We start from the raw sequence: 18341 nt of genomic DNA, 5'->3' as shown, positions 1-18341 counted from the left end.
GTCCGGTGTCACGGCGCCGGGGAACGTTCCCCCCGCCTCACACCACAGGCACCCCGAGCAGCCCCGGCAGTTCGCGCATGTCGTCGAAGACCACCGTCTCCGCACCCGTCAGCCGGTCCGCCCGAGTCAGACCCCCGCAGTAGCCGAAGGCCCGCATCCCCGCGGCGCGGGCCGCCTGGACCCCGTACGGGCTGTCCTCGACCACCGCGCAGCGCTCCGGCGGGACGCCCATGGAGGCCGCCGCGTGGAGGAAGAGATCAGGGGCGGGCTTGCCGCGTGGGACGTCGCGCGCGCTGAATATCCGGCCCTCGAAGCGGTCCAGCAGGCCCACCCGCGTCAGGTTCCTGCGGATCGAGGCGTGGCTGCCGTTCGACGCCAGGCAGAAGGGCACGTCCAGCGCGTCGAGTACGTCCGTCACGCCGTCGACCACCGTCAGTTCCGCGTCCAGGGCCTCGTCGTACAGGTGCTTGTAGGCCCGGTGCCAGTCCGGCTCCAGGGGGCGTCCGAGACGCTCCTCGACGATCGCCGTGAGCATCTCGGTCGACGAGCCGACGAACTGATCGACGACCTCGGCCTCGGTGAACTCCGCTCCGAGGAGTGCGAAGACCTCTCGGTCCACCCGGCAGTAGATGCGCTCGCTGTCCACGAGGACGCCGTCACAGTCGAAGATCACCAATTCCGTCATGGCCCGCACCCTAGGCGCTCCGATGAGTTCCGGCCGTGACGGGGGTCTCCCAGATGTGGACACCAGTCAACCGCTCGTTCTGACCCTTGCCGCCCGGGCCACCCCGGACGAGATCGCCCGGCTGTGCGCCGTACTGGAACGGTGGCCGCCCACCGACGTGGTCTGTGACGTCGGCGGGCTCACCCACGCCGATCTCGCGGCCGTGAACGCCCTGGCCCGGCTGAAGCTCGCCGCCGGGCGCCTCGGGCACCGGCTCCGGTTCCAGGGCGCCGGTGCCGAGCTGCGGCTGCTCCTCGGACTCGTCGGCCTCACGGACACGCTGCTGTGAGCCGCTTCGGCCCTACGCCTCCAGCCGCTCCGGCAGGTCGAAGAGCGGGAACCACCGCTTGGTGTCCAGGAAGAAGTCCATCCCGCCGACCTTGCCGTCCCTCAACTCCAGGACGATCAGCGCCCACGGGCTGTAACCGCCCTCCGGGTCCGGGTGGTACTGCGCGAACGCCGGCGAGCCGTTCGCCACGGTCGGCACCAGCTTCGAGCCCGAGCAGACCTCGCCGACCCCGAGCATCCAGCCCACGATGTCGTCGTGTCCCCGCAGCCACAGGTCGTACGGCGGCATGGACATCGTCGCGTCCTCGTGCAGGAGCGCCGTCAGCGCCTTCATGTCGTACCCCTCGAAGGCGGCGACATAGCGCTCCAGGAGCTCCTTCTGCTCCTCGTCCAACGGATTGGCGATGTCCGAGACCGTCGGCTCGTTCTCCGCGATCGTGGCGCGCGCCCGCTGGAGGGCGCTGTTCACCGAGGCGACCGTGGTCTCGAGCAGCTCCGCGACCTCGCTCGCCTTCCAGGCCAGCACCTCGCGCAGGATCAGCACGGCGCGCTGCTTCGGCGGCAGATGCTGCAGCGCGGCGACGAAAGCGAGCCGTACGGTCTCGCGGGACACCGCCGTGTCCGCCGGGTCGGCCACCGACGGAAGCACCCGACCGTCCGGCACCGGCTCCAGCCAGGTGATCTCCGGCCGGGCGTTCAGCTGTGCCTGCGCGACCGGTGTCGCGGCGGTCAGATCCATCGGCCGGGCTCGCCTGGTGCCCGCGTTCAGCGAGTCGAGGCAGACGTTGGTCGCGATGCGGTACAGCCAGGAGCGGAGCGACGAGCGCCCCTCGAAGGAGTCGAGGGACCGCCAGGCGCGGACCATCGTGTCCTGTACGGCGTCCTCGGCCTCGAACGATGAACCGAGCATCCGGTAGCAGTAACCGGTCAGTTCCGTGCGGTACTTCTCCAGTTCGGAGTTCCGGTCCGCGGTCGCCAGGTCACTCATGCAGGTCCACCCCACTCGCCCCTCACCGGCACCGGTGCTGTGCCGATGAGGGGAAGCTACCGCAGCCCACTGACAGTGGGGGTCAGGTTCCGGGCTTCCGTCCGTAGACGTACACGTCGTCGCCGTTCCTCAGCAGGTTCCAGTACGCCTTCGCATCGGCCGGACGCATGTTCACGCAGCCGCCCGAACCCGGTGGGTTCCACATGGACTTGGTGGTGGAGTGGAACGCCTGCCCGCCGTCGAAGAACTGCGAGTACGGCATGGACACGTGGTAGATCGTCGACCAGTGGTTGATGTTGCGCCAGTAGATCCTCTTGAGGCCGGTACGGGTCTCGGTCCCGTCCTTGCCCGTACGGACGGGCACCGGGCCGTACTTCAGCCTCGCGCCGTCCTGGATCCAGGTCAGCTGCCGCGTCAGGTCGACGCAGGCGATCCGGCCCTTGTTGGTCGGGCACTTCTTGGCCGCGTTCGGGTTCTTCCCGGCCGCCTTCTGCGCCAGCATCGTGGACATCGTCCGCCAGGTCAGCGGACCGGCGTACCCCTGCGTCGGGGTGATGCCGTGCGTGCGCTGGAACGCCTGGATCGCCTTGCAGTCGGCGAGCGACTGCCGCCCGTCCACCGTCCGCCCCAGGAACTTCTCCACCTGCTTCTGGTACGGCCCCGTCGTCACGTTGCACGAGGCAGCCTGCGCCGTCCCCGCGCCGAGAGCGACCGTCAGCGGCACCACCATGGAGGTGATGCCGAGGGCGATCCCCGCCCGCTTCCGTATACCGTTCATGATCACCAACTCCCCCTTGAGTCCTAAGACTTAGGACGAGCGGGGGAGCCTTCCGGTTGTACGGATCCGGGACGGATTCAGTGAGCCGTACGGAGCCGGGGGCAGCGGGCCTCGGCGCGCGCCGCCACCCGCGCGCTGTGGCTGCCGTAGAGCGTGATCGACACGACGCCAAGGACCGCGACCAGGCCGAGGAGGACCGTGCCGGCCCAGCCGCCGGAGTGGAAGGCGATCGCGCCGAGCGTGCCACCCGCGCTGCTGCCCAGGTAGTACGCGGACTGGTAGAGCGCCGACGCCTGCGCGCGGCCGGTCTTGGCCGTACGGCTCACCGAGGAGGAGGCGACCGCGTGTCCGGCGAAGAAGCCGGCCGTGATCAGGACCAGGCCGAGCAGGACGGCGGCGAGGTTGTCGGCGAGCGAGAGCAGCAGGCCCGCCGCGGTCGTGCCGACGGCCAGGTAGAGCGCCCCGCGCCGGCCGAGGCGGCCGACCAGCTTCCCGGCGGCGGCCGAGGAGACCGTACCGACGAGGTAGACCAGGAAGATCGAGCCGACCACGCCCTGCGGGAGCGAGAACGGGGCCTCGACCAGGCGGTAGCCGATCACGGTGTACACCGCGCCGAACACCGTCATGAACAGTGCGCCGATCGCGTACAGGCGCATCAGCAGCGGGTCGGCGAGGTGGGTGCGGACCGTCTTCGCCAGTGCCTTCGGGTTCAGCGAACCGGGCGTGAAGTGACGGGCCTTGGGGAGCAGCAGACGGAACACGACCGCGCAGGCCACCGCCATCAGACCGACCGCGAGGAGCCCCGCGCGCCAGCCCCACATCTGGGACGCCCAGCCGGTGACGATCCGGCCGCTCATGCCACCGATCGAGTTGCCCGCGACGAAGAGACCGATCGCGGCGACCAGCGCCTTCGGCCGCACCTCCTCGGCGAGGAACGCCATGGCGGAGGCGGGCAGACCCGCGAGCGCCGCGCCCTGGACCGCGCGCAGGGCGATCAGCCACTCGAGGTTCGGGGCGAAGGGGACGAGGAGTCCGACGATCACCGCGACGGCGAGCGACCACGTCATCATCGTGCGCCGTCCGAGGCGCTCGGAGAGGGCGCTCAGCGGGAGGACGAGAAGGGCGAGCGCGCCGGTGGCGGCGGAGACCGTCCAGGAGGCCGCGGAGGCGGTGGCGCCGAACTCCGCCGAGATCGCGGGGAGGAGGGCCTGGGTGGAGTAGAGGAGGGCGAAGGTGGCGAGTCCGGCGGCGAAGAGGGCGAAGCTCATGCGGCGGTAGCCGGAGGCACCGGGAGTGAGGCGGGTGTCGGCGGCCGTGCTGGTGGCGGCCGCCTTGGTACTGGCGGAAGGCATGTCTCGAACGTAGGACGATTCATTTCATGCGTCCAATGCACGGAACTGCTGTAATCGTTCCCATGGTGCATGAGTACAGGTCACAGGGTCGACTGTCACCGAGTAGTTACGAAGAAGACATGGGGCTGCTGCTCGCGCCTCGGCTCGCGTACTTCGCGGCGGTGGCCCGGCACGAGCATGTGACCAGGGCGGCGGCCGAGATGGGGGTGCCGCAGTCGACGCTGTCACGGGCGCTGGTCCGGCTGGAACAGGACCTCGGGGTGGCGCTCTTCGCCCGCAGGGGCCGCACGGTCTCGCTCACCCCGGCCGGCCGCACCTTCTACGCCTCGGCGGAGCGGGCGCTCGCCGAGGTGGAACGGGCGGCCGACTCCGTACGGGCGGACGCGGACCCGGCGGCGGGGCGGGTCGCCTTCGGGTTCCTGCACACCATGGGCTCGGAGACCGTCCCCGGACTCATCCGCGCCTTCCGTGTCGACCACCCCCGGATCCGCTTCACCCTCGTCCAGAACTACGGCGAGGCGATGATCGAGCGGCTGCGGGCCGGGGACCTGGACCTGTGCCTGACCTCGCCCGTGCCCGACGCCCCGGATCTGGTCGCCCGCCGCATCGACGAGCAGCGCCTGCGACTCGTGGTCCCCGACGACCACCGGCTCGCCTCGCGCAAGCGGGTACGGCTCGCGGAGGCCGCCGAGGAGACCTTCGTGACCCTGGAGCCCGGCTACGGGCTGCGCCGCATCACCGACGACCTGTGCGCCGAGGCCGGGTTCACTCCGCGCGTCGCCTTCGAGGGAGAGGAGGCCGAGACCCTGCGCGGCCTGGTCGCGGCCGGCCTGGGTGTCGCCCTGCTGCCGCCACCGGCCGTTCCGCGTCCCGGCGTCGTCGAACTCACGGTGACGGCCCCGCGCGCCGTCCGCGAGATCGGCGTCGCCTGGCTCGACGGCCACCCGGACACGGCGCCGGTGGCGGCCTTCAAGAAGTTCCTGCTGAGCAAACGGGGCAGCCTGCTGCCGGAGTGACCCCTACCGGCGCGGCCCGCGGCCGAAGCCCGCCGCCAGGGGCATCCGCAGACCGAGCGGAGGCGGGGCCGCCAGAGCGTCGGCGACCGGGCGGGCATAGGGGTGGGTGAAGAGCGAGCCGAGGACGAAGTCCGCGGCCAGGGCCCGGATTTCGTCGTGGTACTGGCGCAGCGCATGGCCGTCCGAGTGCACCTCGAAGCGGCAGGTGTCGCGGTTCGACTTCTTCGCCCGCTCCGCGAGCCGGTACGACAGCTCCGGATCCGTCCGGGCGTCGTTCGTGCCGTGCGCGATCAGCACCCGGCGCCCCACCAGCTGGCGCACCGGCTCCGGCTCCGCCGCCACGTCGTCCTCCGGCAGCCAGGGCGCCAGCGCGAGCACCGCGTCGACCGCCGTGTGCCCGGCCGCCCGCAGCGCGGCTCGCGCGCCCATCCCGTGGCCCGCGAGACAGACCGGGACGTCGCCGTAGCGCCGTACCGCCTCCGCCACCGCCCAGGACGCGTCCCCGGCCAACTGGGCGTCCGTACCGTTCCAGCCGCGCCCCCGATAGCGCACCACGTGCACCACGAGACCGTCCGCGCGCCCCGCCGCGGCCAGTCGCCGCCCCAGCGGCAGCAGCGCCGCATGGGCCCGCACCGAGGCCCCCCGCGCGGAGGTCACCTCCCCGTCCGGGAGAAGCAGGACCACACCGCCCACCGCCGAACCGGGGTGCGATGCGCCGACGGGCCGTCCGAGCCGGGGTGTCCGGCTGCCGGCAGTCCCTACGAGTGCGGAGTGCGCCATGGCAGAACAGTCTCAGAAGCCGAGGTGTACGCCATCCGTACGTGCGGTCACTGTTACGTATCGACAAGCGAGTTGAGGAGGGGCGCTCTACGCGCGTAGGGGCTAGAGTGCGGCAATGACGAGCCAGATCCCCAACGTCCCCACCGCGGACCAGATCCGCCGCGCCCCGAAGGTGCTCCTCCACGATCACCTCGACGGCGGACTGCGCCCCGGCACGATCATCGACCTCGCCCTCGAGCAGGGCTACGACAACCTCCCCGAGACCGAACCCGACAAGCTCGGCATCTGGTTCCGTGAGGCCGCCGACTCCGGCTCGCTGGAGCGGTATCTGGAGACCTTCGCGCACACCTGCGCCGTCATGCAGACCCGCGATGCCCTCTTCAGGGTCGCCGCCGAGTGCGCGGTCGACCTCGCCGAGGACGGGGTCGTCTACGCCGAGGTGCGCTACGCCCCCGAGCAGCATCTGGAGGCCGGGCTCACCCTGGAGGAGGTCGTCGAGGCCGTCAACGAGGGCTTCCGTGAAGGCGAGCGGCGGGCCAGGGCCGGCGGCCACCGCATCCGCGTCGGCGCCCTGCTCACCGCCATGCGGCACGCCGCCCGCGCCCTGGAGATCGCCGAACTCGCCAACCGCTACCGCGACTCCGGTGTCGTCGGCTTCGACATCGCGGGAGCCGAGGCCGGTTACCCGCCCACCCGGCACCTCGACGCCTTCGAGTATCTGAAGCGCGAGAACAACCACTTCACCATCCACGCCGGTGAGGCCTTCGGCCTGCCGTCCATCTGGCAGGCCCTGCAGTGGTGCGGCGCCGACCGGCTGGGGCACGGCGTCCGCATCATCGACGACATCGAGGTCGCCGAGGACGGCTCGGTGGCGCTCGGCCGGCTCGCCGCGTACGTACGGGACAAGCGGATCCCGCTGGAGATGTGCCCGACCTCCAACCTTCAGACCGGAGCCGCGGACTCCATCGCGGAGCACCCCATCGGTCTGCTCCGCAAGCTGCACTTCCGGGCGACCGTCAACACCGACAACCGCCTCATGAGCGGGACGAGCATGAGCCGGGAATTCGAGCTGCTGGTCGAGGCGTTCGGATACACGCTCGACGACATGGCGTGGTTCTCGGTCAATGCGATGAAATCAGCGTTCATTCCTTTCGATGAACGCCTCGCGATGATCAATGACGTGATCAAGCCCGGATATGCCGAGTTGAAGTCCGAATGGCTGTTCCAGCAGACCGCTGCGACCAGTGGTTCTTCCGCTCAGGCGGAGTGAGGACGGGTCGAGGGAGGGCTCCGGACGAGGAGTCGGGGCGACCGGAGGCGTGACCTCCGGTCGCATTTCGGTGTTTGTCGAGTGTCATGTGAATGGCTGGTTCGCAAAGCCGCTCTGCAGTCCCCGCAAGATCCTGCTTTTCCCGAAGCTCCAAGATCCCCAAGATCCTCAAGGATGATTCTCTGATGAAGCAGTCTGCCGCCAAGACGCTCGGTGTCGCCGCTCTCGGTGCCGCTTTCGCCGCTGCCGCCGCCGGCACGGCCGCCGCCGCATCGCCGCTGCCCGCCGCCCCCGACGCGCTCGGCCTGGTCACCCAGACCGTGCCGCTGGGCGACGGCCTCACCGAGCTCCCCGACGGCGCCGGCGAGTCCCTCCTGGGCGGCCAGGCCGCCCTCGGCGAGGGCGCCAAGACCCTCCCGGCCGCTGCCGGCCAGGCCATCGAGCACGCCCCGCTCGACGGCGCCACCGGCGCGCTCGGCAACACCCCGGTCGGTGGCCTGCTCGGCGGCCTGCCGCTGAACGGCCTGCCGCTGAACGGCCTGCCGATCGGCTGATCACCCACACCACCCCACACGCCGATGGGGCGCGCACCCGGACCGGGTACGCGCCCCATCGGCGTCTGTGCTTCCCGTGCCCCTACCAGGCCGTGCTCGCCGACTTCTCCTCCGGAAGCAGCAGCCACAGCGCCAGGTACAGCAGGAACTGCGGACCGGGCAGCAGGCACGAGACGAGGAAGATGACCCGCATGGTGGTGGCCGAGGTGCCGAAGCGCCGTGCCAGCGCTGCGCACACTCCGCCGATCATGCGTCCGTCACGGGGGCGGGCAAGTGCGGCCATGGTGGGCTCCTTCGAGAGGTATCTCCCGGGAGCCGCTCCGTCGGGCTCCCGATGACTCCATACTCGCGCCGGACGGGGGGACAAAGCGTCGGTCTACGGGGCGATCCCGACCCTGGGAATCGTCGGGGTAGCCCCCTGAGAACCCTCATCCCGCAGCAGGGCCGAACCCCGGTTCCGCCTGGTCCCGGAGGGGGACCGGCCCGCCCGGGGGTCCCTCCTGCGACGCAGCCGCGCCCGGCCCGCCGGCACCACGAGCAGATGGGCCACCGCCACCCCGGCGGTGTTCAGAAGCAGTGAGTCCACGTCCACGACCTGCCCCGGCACGGCGGTCTGGAGCAGTTCGACGGCGAGGGAGATCAGCGCTCCGGCGGCGACGGTACGGGCCAGGGAGGCCAGCGGCGACACATGGAGCCGTCCGTCCGCCATCGGGAGCAGGACACCGAGCGGGGCCAGGAGCAGCAGTCCCTCGCCGATCCGCCGGGCCGCCTCGGCCGGGCCGAGCGCCAGATCCGCCTTGATCCCGGCGAGGGGGGTCAGGTTCGGCGCGGTCACCCAGGCCACGTCGCGTGGGCGGAGTGTCACCCAGGCGACGAGGAGCAGATGCGCGAGGAGGAAGGCGAACCCCGCCACGCGTACGACCATGGCGGCATTGCCGCCCGAACCTTGACGCTGCACGCCCCCCAAGACGCGCCCCGTGCCGGAATCGGTTCCGCCGCCCACGCGACGGCTCACTTCAGGAGACGAGAGAGGCTCGGCCCGGGAGGCCCGGAGCCTTCGTGGCGGCTCGGCCCGGGAAGTCCGGAGCCTTCGTGGCGGCTCGGCCCGGGAGGCCCGGAGCCTCCGCGGCGGCTCGCCTCAGGACGCCGACGGCTCCGGCGCCGCCACCGTCGGGGCGGCCGACTCGGGGCGTTCCCTCAAGTCGGGGGTGCACCGGTAGCGGTGCGGCGGATAGCCGCCGGGCCCGCCGAGAACCACCGTGTCCCCGCCCGCGCCTGCCGAGCTCCGGGCGAAGGTGCAGACGATCTGCGCGAGGGCCGTCGGCGTCAGGTCCTCCGGCTGCCTGCTCAGCCGCAGCGTGTCCGTGGGATCGCCCTTGTGGCCGCCGGTGACGACCAGCGGCCCCTTCACCGCCGTGGAGAACCCGGCCTCCCGCTCGCTGTCCGACGGCTCGCTGAGCAGCTGCGTGAGCAGCGTCGACGCGGTCCGCACCGGGTCCCCGTCGGCCTTCTCCTCGGGCCACGGCGACCTGCGGTCCACCGCCTCCAGCTGCGAACCGCACAGCAGGAAGACCTGGACCGGAATCCCCGTGGACTGCGTGGCGACCTCGTCGCCCGACACGCTGCACGGCACCCGTGAAGGCGCCGGCCCCGCGTCGACGGGCACCGATGTCGTCCTGATCCCGCATCCGGAGGCGAGCGCGACGGCCACGACGGCCGCCGCCAGGACTCCCGTACGGCGAAGACGGCTCAACTCTCCTCCACCTCGCCCTGCTCGCCGCCGTCGGTCGCGTCGGCGTCCGCGTCGGCATCGGCGTCCTGCGGAAGGCGCAGGACGAACACGGCGCCGTCACCGTCCGGTGAGTTCGCGGCGGTGATCGAACCGCCGTGGATCAGCGCGTTCTCCATGGCGATCGACAGACCCAGACCGCTGCCCTCCGAGCGCGGCCGGGACGCGCTCGCCTTGTAGAAGCGGTCGAAGACATGCGGCAGGACCTCCTCCGGGATGCCCGGACCGTGGTCCCGTACCTCGATCACCAGCTCCCCGTCCTCCGTACGGATCGCGACCCGCACCGGCGATCCGCCGTGCTTGAGCGCGTTGCCGATGAGGTTCGCCAGGATCACGTCGAGCCGGCGCGGGTCGAGCCGCGCCACGATCCCGCGCTCGGCATCCAGTTCCACGGCGTCGAGCCAGGCCCGGGCGTCGATGCACGCGGTGACCTGGTCGGCCACGTCGACGTCGTCGAGGACGAGCCGCGCGGTGCCCGCGTCGAAGCGGGTCACCTCCATCAGGTTCTCCACCAGGTCGTTCAGCCGCCGCGTCTCGCTGACCACAAGCGCCACGGCCGGCGCGATCATCGGGTCGAGGGAGTCCTGCTCGTCCTCCAGGACCTCGGTGACGGCGGTCAGCGCGGTCAAGGGGGTGCGCAGTTCGTGGGACATGTCCGCGACGAAGCGCCGACTGGACTCCTCCCGTGCGCTCATGTCGTCGACCTTCTTCTGCAGGGACTCCGCGGCGCCGTTGAACGTCCGTGACAGATCGGCCAGTTCGTCCGTGCCCGAGACCCGCAGCCGGGTGTCGAGCTTCCCCTCGCCCAGTTGCCGGGCCGCCTCGCCGAGCCGGTGCACCGGTCGCAGGACGGTCGTGGCGGCAGCCTGTGCGAGCAGCGCGGAGCCGACCAGCGCGAGCGCGGTCGCGATCCCCAGGGACCAGGCCAGCGAGTTCAGGTCCGCCCGCTCGGCGTCCAGCGACTTGAACATGTAGCCGGTGGGCCCGCCGCCGTCGACCTTCGCCCCGCCGACCAGGTACGGCGTCTGACCACGCTGTGTGCGCTGCCAGAACAGGTGGTACGGAAAGGCGTTGCCGTCCGTGAGGGGCTGCTCGGTCTCCACCTGGTCCCGCAGCGCGTCCGGTACGTCGGCCAGCGTGAAGGTGTCCGGGTTCGAGGCCCCGATGATCGGCTTGCCCGCCGCCCGCTCCCCGAGCAGCAGCACGCTGTAGCCCGAGCTGCCGCCCGCCATCTGCTCGGCCGTGCGCCGCAGGTCCTCCTCGGTGGGCTGCAGCGGCAGCGTCGCCGCCCGGTTCTGCATCTCCTGCCGGAAGTCGTTCAGCGCGCCGTCCTGGGTGCGGGTCAGGACCGCCTCACGATTCAGCCAGTACGCGATCCCGGAGGCGGAGACGGCGGCCGTCAGCGCCACGAGGGCGAAGACGACGACCAGCCGCAGCCGCAGGCTGGTGAAGCGCAGCCCCGCGAACATCCCTCTTCTCACGCAGGGACGTCCAGTCGGTAGCCGACGCCGCGCACGGTACGGATCAGGGTCGGCGAGGACGGTACGTCCTCCACCTTGGCACGCAGCCGCTGGACGCAGGCGTCGACCAGACGCGAATCGCCCAGGTAGTCGTGCTCCCAGACCAGGCGCAGCAACTGCTGGCGCGACAGGGCCTGTCCGGGCCGCCGGCTCAGCTCCAGGAGCAGGCGCAGCTCGGTCGGCGTGAGCTGGAGATCCTCCCCGTTCTTCGTCACCGTCATCGCCGAACGGTCGATGACGAGCGAGCCGAACGTCGCCGAGTCCGTGGACTCCCGCTCCCCGCGCCGCAGTACGGCCCGGATCCGGGCGTCGAGGACCCGCCCCTGGACCGGCTTGACGACGTAGTCGTCCGCTCCGGACTCCAGGCCGACGACCACATCGATGTCGTCGCTTCGCGCGGTCAGCAGGATGATCGGCAGCTGGTCGGTGCGCCGGATGCGCCGGCACACCTCGAAGCCGTCGATCCCGGGCAGCATGACGTCCAGGACGACCAGGTCCGGACGCTGCTCGCGGAGCAGTTTCAGGCCGTCCTCGCCCGTCGCCGCGGTGGCCACTCGGTGGCCCTGGCGTGACAGGGAGAGCTCGAGGGCCGTGCGGATGGCGTCGTCGTCCTCGATCAGCAACAGGAAAGGCACGGACGCCATTCTGTCCCATGAGCCATCGGAGTTCGACTGTGCGGCGGCATCGGCCCCTGTGACACGGCTGTGACAGTCGGCGGACACCGCGATGAACTGGGCCGGGCAAGCTTCTTGGCACACGGACAGAAACCCACTCCAACCGACGGGGGGCGCGAGATGAACGCACTGCACAGCACCACCTCGAGCGCAGTAGTCACGCGTCTCCACGATGTCGTCGTGCGGAGCCCGGAGAAGTCCGGCGCGGTGAACGGGCGGGGGTGCGTTCGCAGCGTCGGGCGTCAGCACAAGGCGCCGTACATGGTCGCCGTGGCTGACGGGGGAGCGGCGTACGGGGAGGTCACGGGGGAGCGGCAGTCTCTGTCGGAGGCGGAGTTCACCGCCTACGTCCAGGAGCGTCGCGCCTCCCTGTACGCCACCGCCTACCACCTGACCGGTGACCGTTTCGAGGCGGAGGACCTGCTCCAGAGCGCGCTGTTCTCGACGTACCGCGCCTGGGACCGGATCAGTGACAAGGCGGCGGTGGGCGGCTATCTGCGCCGCACCATGACGAATCTGCACATCAGCGCCTGGCGCCGGCGCAAGCTCAACGAGTACCCCACCGAGGAGCTGCCGGAGACGGCGGGCGACACGGACGCGATGCGGGGGACCGAGCTGCGGGCGGTGCTGTGGCAGGCCCTGGCCCGGCTGCCCGAGCTCCAGCGCACGATGCTGGTGCTGCGCTACTACGAGGGCCGTACGGATCCGGAGATCGCGGAGATCCTGGACATCAGTGTCGGCACGGTGAAGTCGAGCATCTGGCGCTCCCTGCGCCGGCTGCGCGAGGACGAGGTCCTGAGCTTCGGCCGTGACGAGGAGGAGTCCTTCGGCGAGCTGGTGGCCTGAAGGCAGCGGGGGGCAACGGGGGAAACACGGGGGACGTACGGGGGTACGGGGGAAACAGCGCGGGTCGGACAAGCCGGGGGGGCTTGTACGACCCGCGTTTCTCGTTGTCCCGACCGTCGTTACGAACGTGCCGCCGGTGTCCGGTGACGGCCGGCCGCTGCCGCCGCCAGGCGGCCCAGGGCCTCGTCCTTGGCGCAGGGGTGGGCGCCCAGCTCCGTCTGGCGGGCCACGATGGAGCGCTCGGAGCGCATCAGGCGCCAGCCGCGGCGCAGCAGGAACGGCACCGACTTGCGGCCCTCCTTGAGGTCCCGGAGGAGCCGGCGGCGGAACGTCGTCGAGGGGCGGCCGCGCAGACACAGCGCGTCGGCGAGGACGCCGAGGTCCTGGCAGCGCTCCACGATGTCCGCGGCGAAGATCCCCTCCGCGACGAACAGCGGCGTCCGGCCTATGTCGAGGGCTTCGCGGTCCACGCGCGAGCTGGTGGCGAGGTCGTACACGGGGACGTCCGTACGGCCCGTACGGCACAGTTCCGCGATCGCCTCGACGGCGGCGTCGGCGTCCCAGGATCGCGGGGAGTCCCAGTCGATGTCGGCGCTGCCCGCGACCAGCGGGAGCGTCGGGTCGTCGGCCTCCTTGTAGAAGTCGTCGAGGCGCAGGACCGGGAGGCCGGTGACGGCGGCGAGGGACGACTTGCCGGAGCCCGAGGGGCCCGCGAGCAGGACGACACGTGTCGGGATCGGTAGGGAACTCACGGGACACCAGTGTGAAGCATTCCCCCGGGCAGGGGACCCCCGAGGGCGAGGGTTGGTATCGAGCATCACACCTCAACTACGCTCGGTGGCTCCGCGATTACCCAACGCTGAAGGACTCTCATGGCGCGTCACAAGGAATCCAGGACCTCCCGCCGCGGCGCCCTGCTGAAGGCCGGGCTGACCGCGACGGCCGCCGGGGCGGCGGTGCTCGGCCTGGGCGCCGGGGGCGCTCAGGCGGCTGCTCCGCTGCCGCTGCCGGTCGACTCGCTCGTCGGCAGCGACGCGGTCGCGGCCCTCGGGGCCACCGGCCACGCCGTCGGCCCGCTGACGAGCCTCCAGCTCGACCCGCTGGCGAACACCGGCGTCGACCCGCTGGACAACGGGGTCGGCACCCAGGTCGCCGACTTCAAGCCCGTAGGCACCAACCTGGTGACGGACCACGTCACGAAGGGCGGGGGGCTGGACGATCTGCCGCTGGTCGGTGAGGTGACGGGGGTGCTTCCGGCGACGTAGCGGTGTCGGGGGCCGCCTCGGAAACCGTGTCGGGAGCGGCTCCCGGCGCGGTCCGCCGGAGGTCCCCCCCGACGCCCCCTGGGGTGCGGGGAGAGGGATCTCCCGTACGCGCAGTACATGCGGGAACAGGGCTGGGTGAGCCCCGACGAGACACGGCGGGCGCTCGCGCCGCAGATCTCGTACCCGATGGAGACGGGGAGATACCCGACGTTCCGGCGCTACACGCGGGGCGCCACGCGCAAGGACGACGCGGCGTGGCAGTTCGAGACGGCCTGGAGTACGTCCTGGACGGGGTGGCGGGGCTGGTGGAGCGCGGCCGGGCTTGACGGGCGGGCATGACGAACGGCCCCGGGGTACCCCGGGGGCCGTTCGTCATGGTGCTAGTACGCCGAGCCGCTCGCGCCGAGCGAACCCGTCGGGTGCCAGACGGTCTTCGTCTCCAGGAAGGCCGTCAGGCGGTCCGTGCCCGGGGACTCCGTGAAGTCCACCGCGCGCGGGCGCAGGACGCGCTTGAGGTTGTCCGCCGCCGCGATCTCCAGCTCGCGGGCCAGATCCGCGTCCGCGCCCGTCAGGTCGATCGCGTTGACGTCCTGGTGGGCCGCCAGGTGCGGGCCCATCTCCGAGGCCTTGCCGGACAGGATGTTGACGACACCGCCCGGCAGGTCGGAGGTGGCCAGCACCTCGCCCAGGGACAGGGCCGGCAGCGGCGCCTTCTCCGAGGCGATCACCACGACCGTGTTGCCCGTCGCGATCACCGGGGCGATGACGGAGATCAGGCCGAGGAAGGACGAGTCCTGCGGGGCCACGACCGTCACGACGCCCGTCGGCTCCGGCGTCGACAGGTTGAAGTACGGGCCCGCCACCGGGTTCGCCCCGCCCACGATCTGGGCGATCTTGTCGGTCCAGCCCGCGTACCAGACCCAGCGGTCGACGGCCGCGTCGACGACCGCGGCCGCCTTGGACTTCGACAGGCCCTCCGCGTCCGCCACCTCGGCCACGAACTGGTCCCGGCGGCCCTCCAGCATCTCGGCGATGCGGTAGAGGATCTGGCCGCGGTTGTACGCCGTCGCGCCCGACCAGCCGCCGAACGCCTTGCGCGCGGCGACGACCGCGTCACGGGCGTCCTTGCGGGAGGAGAGGGGAGCGTTGGCCAGCCACTTGCCCTTGCTGTCCTGCACTTCGTACACCCGGCCGCTCTCGGAACGCGGGAACTTCCCGCCCACGTACAGCTTGTAGGTCTTGAAGACGGAAAGACGGTCAGACATCGAGGTACGCCTCCAGGCCGTGGCGACCGCCCTCGCGGCCGAAGCCCGACTCCTTGTAGCCGCCGAAGGGCGAGGTCGGGTCGAACTTGTTGAACGTGTTGGCCCAGACGACACCGGCCCGGAGCTTGTTGGCCACGGCGAGGATCCGCGAGCCCTTCTCCGTCCAGATGCCGGCCGACAGGCCGTACTGGCTGTTGTTGGCCTTGGCGACCGCCTCGTCCGGCGTACGGAAGGTCAGCACGGACAGGACCGGGCCGAAGATCTCGTCGCGGGCGACGGTGTGCGCCTGCGTGACGTTCGTGAAGAGCGTCGGGGCGAACCAGTAGCCGGCGGACGGCAGCTCGCAGGCCGGGGACCAGCGCTCGGCGCCCTCCGACTCGCCCTTCTCCACCAGCGCGTGGATACGGGACAGCTGCTCGGCCGAGTTGATGGCGCCGATGTCCGTGTTCTTGTCGAGCGGGTCGCCGAGGCGGAGGGTGGAGAGCCGCCGCTTCAGGCTGTCGAGCAGCTCGTCCTGGACCGACTCCTGGACCAGGAGACGCGAGCCCGCGCAGCAGACCTGGCCCTGGTTGAAGAAGATGCCGTTGACGATGCCCTCGACGGCCTGGTCGATGGGCGCGTCGTCGAAGACGATGTTGGCGCCCTTGCCGCCCAGCTCCAGGGTGACCTTCTTGTGCGTGCCGGCGATCGAGCGCGCGATGGACTTGCCGACCGCGGTCGAGCCGGTGAAGGCGACCTTGTTCACGTCGGGGTGCTCGACCAGAGCGGCGCCCGTCTCCCCGTAACCGGGAAGGATGTTGACGACACCCTTCGGCAGCCCGGCCTGGCGGCAGATGTCCGCGAAGAACAGGGCGGAGAGCGGGGTCGTCTCGGCGGGCTTCAGGACGACCGTGTTGCCGGTCGCGAGCGCCGGGGCGATCTTCCACGCCAGCATGAGCAGCGGGAAGTTCCACGGGATGACCTGGCCGGCCACGCCGAGCGGGCGCGGGTTCGCGCCGTAGCCCGCGTGGTCGAGCTTGTCGGCCCAGCCCGCGTAGTAGAAGAAGTGCGCGGCGACCAGCGGGAGGTCCGCGTCGCGGGTCTCCTTGATCGGCTTTCCGTTGTCCAGGGTCTCCAGGACGGCCAGCTCGCGGCTGCGCTCCTGGATGATCCGGGCGATGCGGAAGAGGTACTTGGCGCGCTCGGAGCCGGGCAGCGCCGACCACTTCTCGAAGGCCTTGCGGGCAGCCTTCACCGCGCGGTCGACGTCCTCCGCGCCCGCCTGGGCGACCTCGGCGAGGACCTCCTCGGTGGCGGGGGAGACGGTCTTGAAGACCTTGCCGTCGGCGGCGTCGACGAACTCGCCGTCGATGAACAGGCCGTACGAGGGAGCGATGTCGACGACGGACCGGGACTCGGGCGCCGGTGCGTACTCGAATACAGATGCCATGATGATCAGTCCACCGTCACGTAATCGGGGCCGGAGTAGCGGCCGGTCGCCAGCTTCTGACGCTGCATGAGCAGGTCGTTGAGCAGGCTGGAGGCACCGAAGCGGAACCAGTGGTTGTCCAGCCAGTCCTCGCCGACGGTCTCGTTGACCAGGACCAGGAACTTGATGGCTTCCTTGGTGTTGCGGATGCCGCCCGCCGGCTTCACACCGATCTGGACACCGGTCTGCTCGCGGAAGTCGCGCACGGCCTCCAGCATCAGGAGCGTGTTGGCCGGGGTGGCGTTGACCGCGACCTTGCCGGTCGAGGTCTTGATGAAGTCCGCGCCCGCCATCATGCCGAGCCAGGAGGCGCGGCGGATGTTGTCGTACGTGGACAGCTCGCCGGTCTCGAAGATGACCTTGAGGCGGGCCTCGCCTGAGGCCTCCTTCACCGCCCGGATCTCTTCGTAGACCTTCATGTAGTTCCCCGCCAGGAACGCGCCGCGGTCGATCACCATGTCGATCTCGTCGGCGCCCGCCGCGACGGCGTCACGGGTGTCCGCGAGCTTCACGGGGAGGGCGGCGCGGCCGGCCGGGAAGGCCGTGGCGACGGAGGCGACCTTGACGCCGGAGCCCTTCAGGGCCTCCTTCGCCGTGGCCACCATGTCGGGGTAGACACAGACCGCGGCGGTCGTCGGGGTCGTGCGGTCGGACGGGTCGGGGTTGACGGCCTTGGCGGCGAGCGCCCGGACCTTGCCCGGGGTGTCCGCGCCTTCGAGCGTCGTCAGGTCGATCATGGAGATGGCCAGGTCGATGGCGTACGCCTTCGCCGTGGTCTTGATCGAGCGGGTACCGAGGGACGCGGCGCGCGCCTCCAGGCCGACGGCGTCGACGCCGGGCAGCCCGTGGAGGAAGCGGCGCAGCGCACTGTCGGACGTCGTTACGTCGGCAAATGCGGGTGCTGCGGATGCAGTGGTGGGCATGGTCACCAGTCGAGCATATCTACGCGCGTAGCGACCTGTACAGCCCCGCGGTTTCCGAAGGGGTCCGCCGGGCCCTCCGAAAGGGGTGCGCCCGCTCTTCCGCAAGTGGCCCGCCGGGGGGTGTGCGGGGCGGCTCCCTCCGCCCGAGCCCGCCCGCACCCGGTGAGGCAGAATCGGCACCATGACGACCCAGCCCCCGCAGCAGCCCGCCGAGCCGACCTACGCCGACCGGGTCTACCGGTCGTCCATGGGCATCGCGGGCGGAGTCCTGCTGCTCGGGCTGACCGGATGGTTCTGTGTGGACGCGATGATCCGCGGCGAGGGGCGCGCGCCCTGGGTCGCCCTGGCGGGCCTGCTGTTCGTCGTGCCGCTCGTCGTGGCGTTCACGATCCGGCCCGTGGTGAACGCGAACGAGGACCGCCTCCGGGTCCGTAACCCCTTCCGCTCCATCGTCCTGCCCTGGGCCGCGGTGGCCGACGTCCGTGCCGGGTACTCCAGCGAGGTGCTGACCCGGTCCGGGACGAAGTACCAGCTCTGGGCCGTCCCCGTCTCGCTGCGCCAGCGCAAGCGGATGGCCCGCCGTCAGGCGCGCGCCGCACAGGACGACCCGCACAACCGCACCTCCGTGCACGCGCACGTGGACGACAAGGACCGTCTCGCCCCGGCCGACCGGACCGTCGCCGACCTGCGCGATCTCGCCGAGCGCTGCGCCACCCGCCCCGGCGCCCAGGGGGAGCCGCAGGTGCGGTGGGCGTACGAGATCATCGCGCCGGCCGTCGCGGGCCTCGTGCTGCTGATCGTCCTGCTCGCCACCGGCTGATCGCCCGGGGGCGACCGGCGC

At 71.2% G+C, this 18341-nt stretch carries 22 protein-coding genes; 8 read left to right on the top strand and 14 right to left on the bottom strand.

Annotation, left to right across the window (positions count from 1 at the left end; genetic code table 11):
- Positions 1–37 precede the first annotated feature (37 nt).
- Positions 38–685, bottom strand: coding sequence for an HAD family hydrolase (locus tag ACZ561_RS15925; RefSeq protein ID WP_470994823.1), 648 nt, complete (start codon positions 683–685; stop codon positions 38–40).
- A gap of 55 nt (positions 686–740) precedes the next feature.
- On the opposite strand from ACZ561_RS15925, the gene ACZ561_RS15920 reads away from it, so the two are divergent.
- On the top strand, positions 741–1013 hold the full coding sequence (locus ACZ561_RS15920) for an STAS domain-containing protein (protein WP_470994820.1): 273 nt from the start codon (positions 741–743) through the stop codon (positions 1011–1013).
- A gap of 12 nt (positions 1014–1025) precedes the next feature.
- On the opposite strand, the gene ACZ561_RS15915 is transcribed toward ACZ561_RS15920, so the two are convergent.
- The 3 genes from ACZ561_RS15915 to ACZ561_RS15905 form a co-directional block, all read right to left on the bottom strand.
- Positions 1026–2000 (bottom strand): sigma-70 family RNA polymerase sigma factor, encoded by a 975-nt coding sequence (locus ACZ561_RS15915; RefSeq protein ID WP_470994817.1) that lies wholly within the window; start codon positions 1998–2000, stop codon positions 1026–1028.
- 82 nt (positions 2001–2082) lie between these two features.
- Complete coding sequence (locus ACZ561_RS15910; RefSeq protein WP_470995862.1) at positions 2083–2730, bottom strand: L,D-transpeptidase family protein; 648 nt, start codon at positions 2728–2730, stop codon at positions 2083–2085.
- A 125-nt stretch (positions 2731–2855) separates the two neighbouring features.
- Positions 2856–4130: an MFS transporter gene (locus tag ACZ561_RS15905; protein ID WP_470994814.1), complete on the bottom strand. Its 1275-nt coding sequence runs from the start codon at positions 4128–4130 to the stop codon at positions 2856–2858.
- A 62-nt stretch (positions 4131–4192) separates the two neighbouring features.
- Here ACZ561_RS15905 and ACZ561_RS15900 point away from each other — a divergent pair, with 62 nt between their 5' ends.
- Complete coding sequence (locus ACZ561_RS15900) at positions 4193–5146, top strand: LysR family transcriptional regulator (protein WP_470994812.1); 954 nt, start codon at positions 4193–4195, stop codon at positions 5144–5146.
- 3 nt (positions 5147–5149) lie between these two features.
- Here ACZ561_RS15900 and ACZ561_RS15895 read toward each other — a convergent pair whose 3' ends face one another.
- A complete protein-coding gene (locus tag ACZ561_RS15895) occupies positions 5150–5926 on the bottom strand; it encodes an alpha/beta hydrolase (RefSeq protein ID WP_376432836.1) in 777 nt (258 codons plus the stop codon).
- A 115-nt stretch (positions 5927–6041) separates the two neighbouring features.
- Between ACZ561_RS15895 and ACZ561_RS15890 the strand changes: the two genes are divergently transcribed.
- Together ACZ561_RS15890 and ACZ561_RS15885 are read left to right on the top strand one after the other, a co-directional pair.
- The gene (locus ACZ561_RS15890; RefSeq protein ID WP_376432834.1) at positions 6042–7196 is read left to right on the top strand and encodes an adenosine deaminase; all 1155 of its coding nucleotides are present in this window, start codon (positions 6042–6044) and stop codon (positions 7194–7196) included.
- 185 nt (positions 7197–7381) lie between these two features.
- Positions 7382–7750 (top strand): hypothetical protein, encoded by a 369-nt coding sequence (locus tag ACZ561_RS15885; RefSeq protein ID WP_470994808.1) that lies wholly within the window; start codon positions 7382–7384, stop codon positions 7748–7750.
- 82 nt (positions 7751–7832) lie between these two features.
- Here ACZ561_RS15885 and ACZ561_RS15880 read toward each other — a convergent pair whose 3' ends face one another.
- The 5 genes from ACZ561_RS15880 to afsQ1 all read right to left on the bottom strand — a co-directional run bounded on the left by ACZ561_RS15880 (position 7833) and on the right by afsQ1 (position 11694).
- Positions 7833–8033 (bottom strand): PspC domain-containing protein, encoded by a 201-nt coding sequence (locus tag ACZ561_RS15880; protein WP_329116821.1) that lies wholly within the window; start codon positions 8031–8033, stop codon positions 7833–7835.
- Positions 8034–8126: 93 nt separating this feature from the next.
- Positions 8127–8675: a VanZ family protein gene (locus ACZ561_RS15875; protein ID WP_470994805.1), complete on the bottom strand. Its 549-nt coding sequence runs from the start codon at positions 8673–8675 to the stop codon at positions 8127–8129.
- 213 nt (positions 8676–8888) lie between these two features.
- Complete coding sequence (locus ACZ561_RS15870; protein WP_470994802.1) at positions 8889–9503, bottom strand: hypothetical protein; 615 nt, start codon at positions 9501–9503, stop codon at positions 8889–8891.
- Entirely contained in the window at positions 9500–11008 is a 1509-nt protein-coding gene (locus ACZ561_RS15865; RefSeq protein ID WP_470995860.1) for an ATP-binding protein, read from the bottom strand. Before ACZ561_RS15865 ends, ACZ561_RS15870 begins: the two co-directional genes overlap by 4 nt.
- 8 nt (positions 11009–11016) lie before the next feature.
- Positions 11017–11694 (bottom strand): two-component system response regulator AfsQ1, encoded by a 678-nt coding sequence (afsQ1, locus tag ACZ561_RS15860; RefSeq protein ID WP_175439295.1) that lies wholly within the window; start codon positions 11692–11694, stop codon positions 11017–11019.
- A 159-nt stretch (positions 11695–11853) separates the two neighbouring features.
- Here afsQ1 and ACZ561_RS15855 point away from each other — a divergent pair, with 159 nt between their 5' ends.
- Complete coding sequence (locus tag ACZ561_RS15855; protein ID WP_329116813.1) at positions 11854–12579, top strand: SigE family RNA polymerase sigma factor; 726 nt, start codon at positions 11854–11856, stop codon at positions 12577–12579.
- Between the two features lie 119 nt (positions 12580–12698).
- Here the strand turns inward: ACZ561_RS15855 and ACZ561_RS15850 are convergent, their stop codons facing one another.
- On the bottom strand, positions 12699–13397 hold the full coding sequence (locus ACZ561_RS15850) for a uridine kinase family protein (RefSeq protein WP_470994797.1): 699 nt from the start codon (positions 13395–13397) through the stop codon (positions 12699–12701).
- Positions 13398–13451: 54 nt separating this feature from the next.
- Here ACZ561_RS15850 and ACZ561_RS15845 point away from each other — a divergent pair, with 54 nt between their 5' ends.
- Positions 13452–13844, top strand: coding sequence for a hypothetical protein (locus tag ACZ561_RS15845; RefSeq protein WP_470994795.1), 393 nt, complete (start codon positions 13452–13454; stop codon positions 13842–13844).
- Between the two features lie 117 nt (positions 13845–13961).
- The gene (locus tag ACZ561_RS15840; RefSeq protein ID WP_470994792.1) at positions 13962–14183 is read left to right on the top strand and encodes a hypothetical protein; all 222 of its coding nucleotides are present in this window, start codon (positions 13962–13964) and stop codon (positions 14181–14183) included.
- A gap of 41 nt (positions 14184–14224) precedes the next feature.
- Here the strand turns inward: ACZ561_RS15840 and ACZ561_RS15835 are convergent, their stop codons facing one another.
- The 3 genes from ACZ561_RS15835 to deoC are packed head-to-tail and all read right to left on the bottom strand — an operon-like array spanning position 14225 to position 17500.
- Positions 14225–15109, bottom strand: coding sequence for an aldehyde dehydrogenase family protein (locus ACZ561_RS15835; RefSeq protein WP_470994789.1), 885 nt, complete (start codon positions 15107–15109; stop codon positions 14225–14227).
- A complete protein-coding gene (locus tag ACZ561_RS15830) occupies positions 15102–16538 on the bottom strand; it encodes an aldehyde dehydrogenase family protein (RefSeq protein ID WP_470994787.1) in 1437 nt (478 codons plus the stop codon). Before ACZ561_RS15830 ends, ACZ561_RS15835 begins: the two co-directional genes overlap by 8 nt.
- A 5-nt stretch (positions 16539–16543) precedes the next feature.
- Entirely contained in the window at positions 16544–17500 is a 957-nt protein-coding gene (gene deoC, locus ACZ561_RS15825) for a deoxyribose-phosphate aldolase (protein ID WP_376432808.1), read from the bottom strand.
- Between the two features lie 181 nt (positions 17501–17681).
- Between deoC and ACZ561_RS15820 the strand changes: the two genes are divergently transcribed.
- Positions 17682–18320, top strand: coding sequence for a PH domain-containing protein (locus ACZ561_RS15820; protein ID WP_470994784.1), 639 nt, complete (start codon positions 17682–17684; stop codon positions 18318–18320).
- Positions 18321–18341 lie beyond the last annotated feature (21 nt).

It is taken from the genome of Streptomyces sp. NPDC039609, from assembly GCF_055596705.1.
This window is presented reverse-complemented; position numbering and strand designations above follow the sequence as displayed.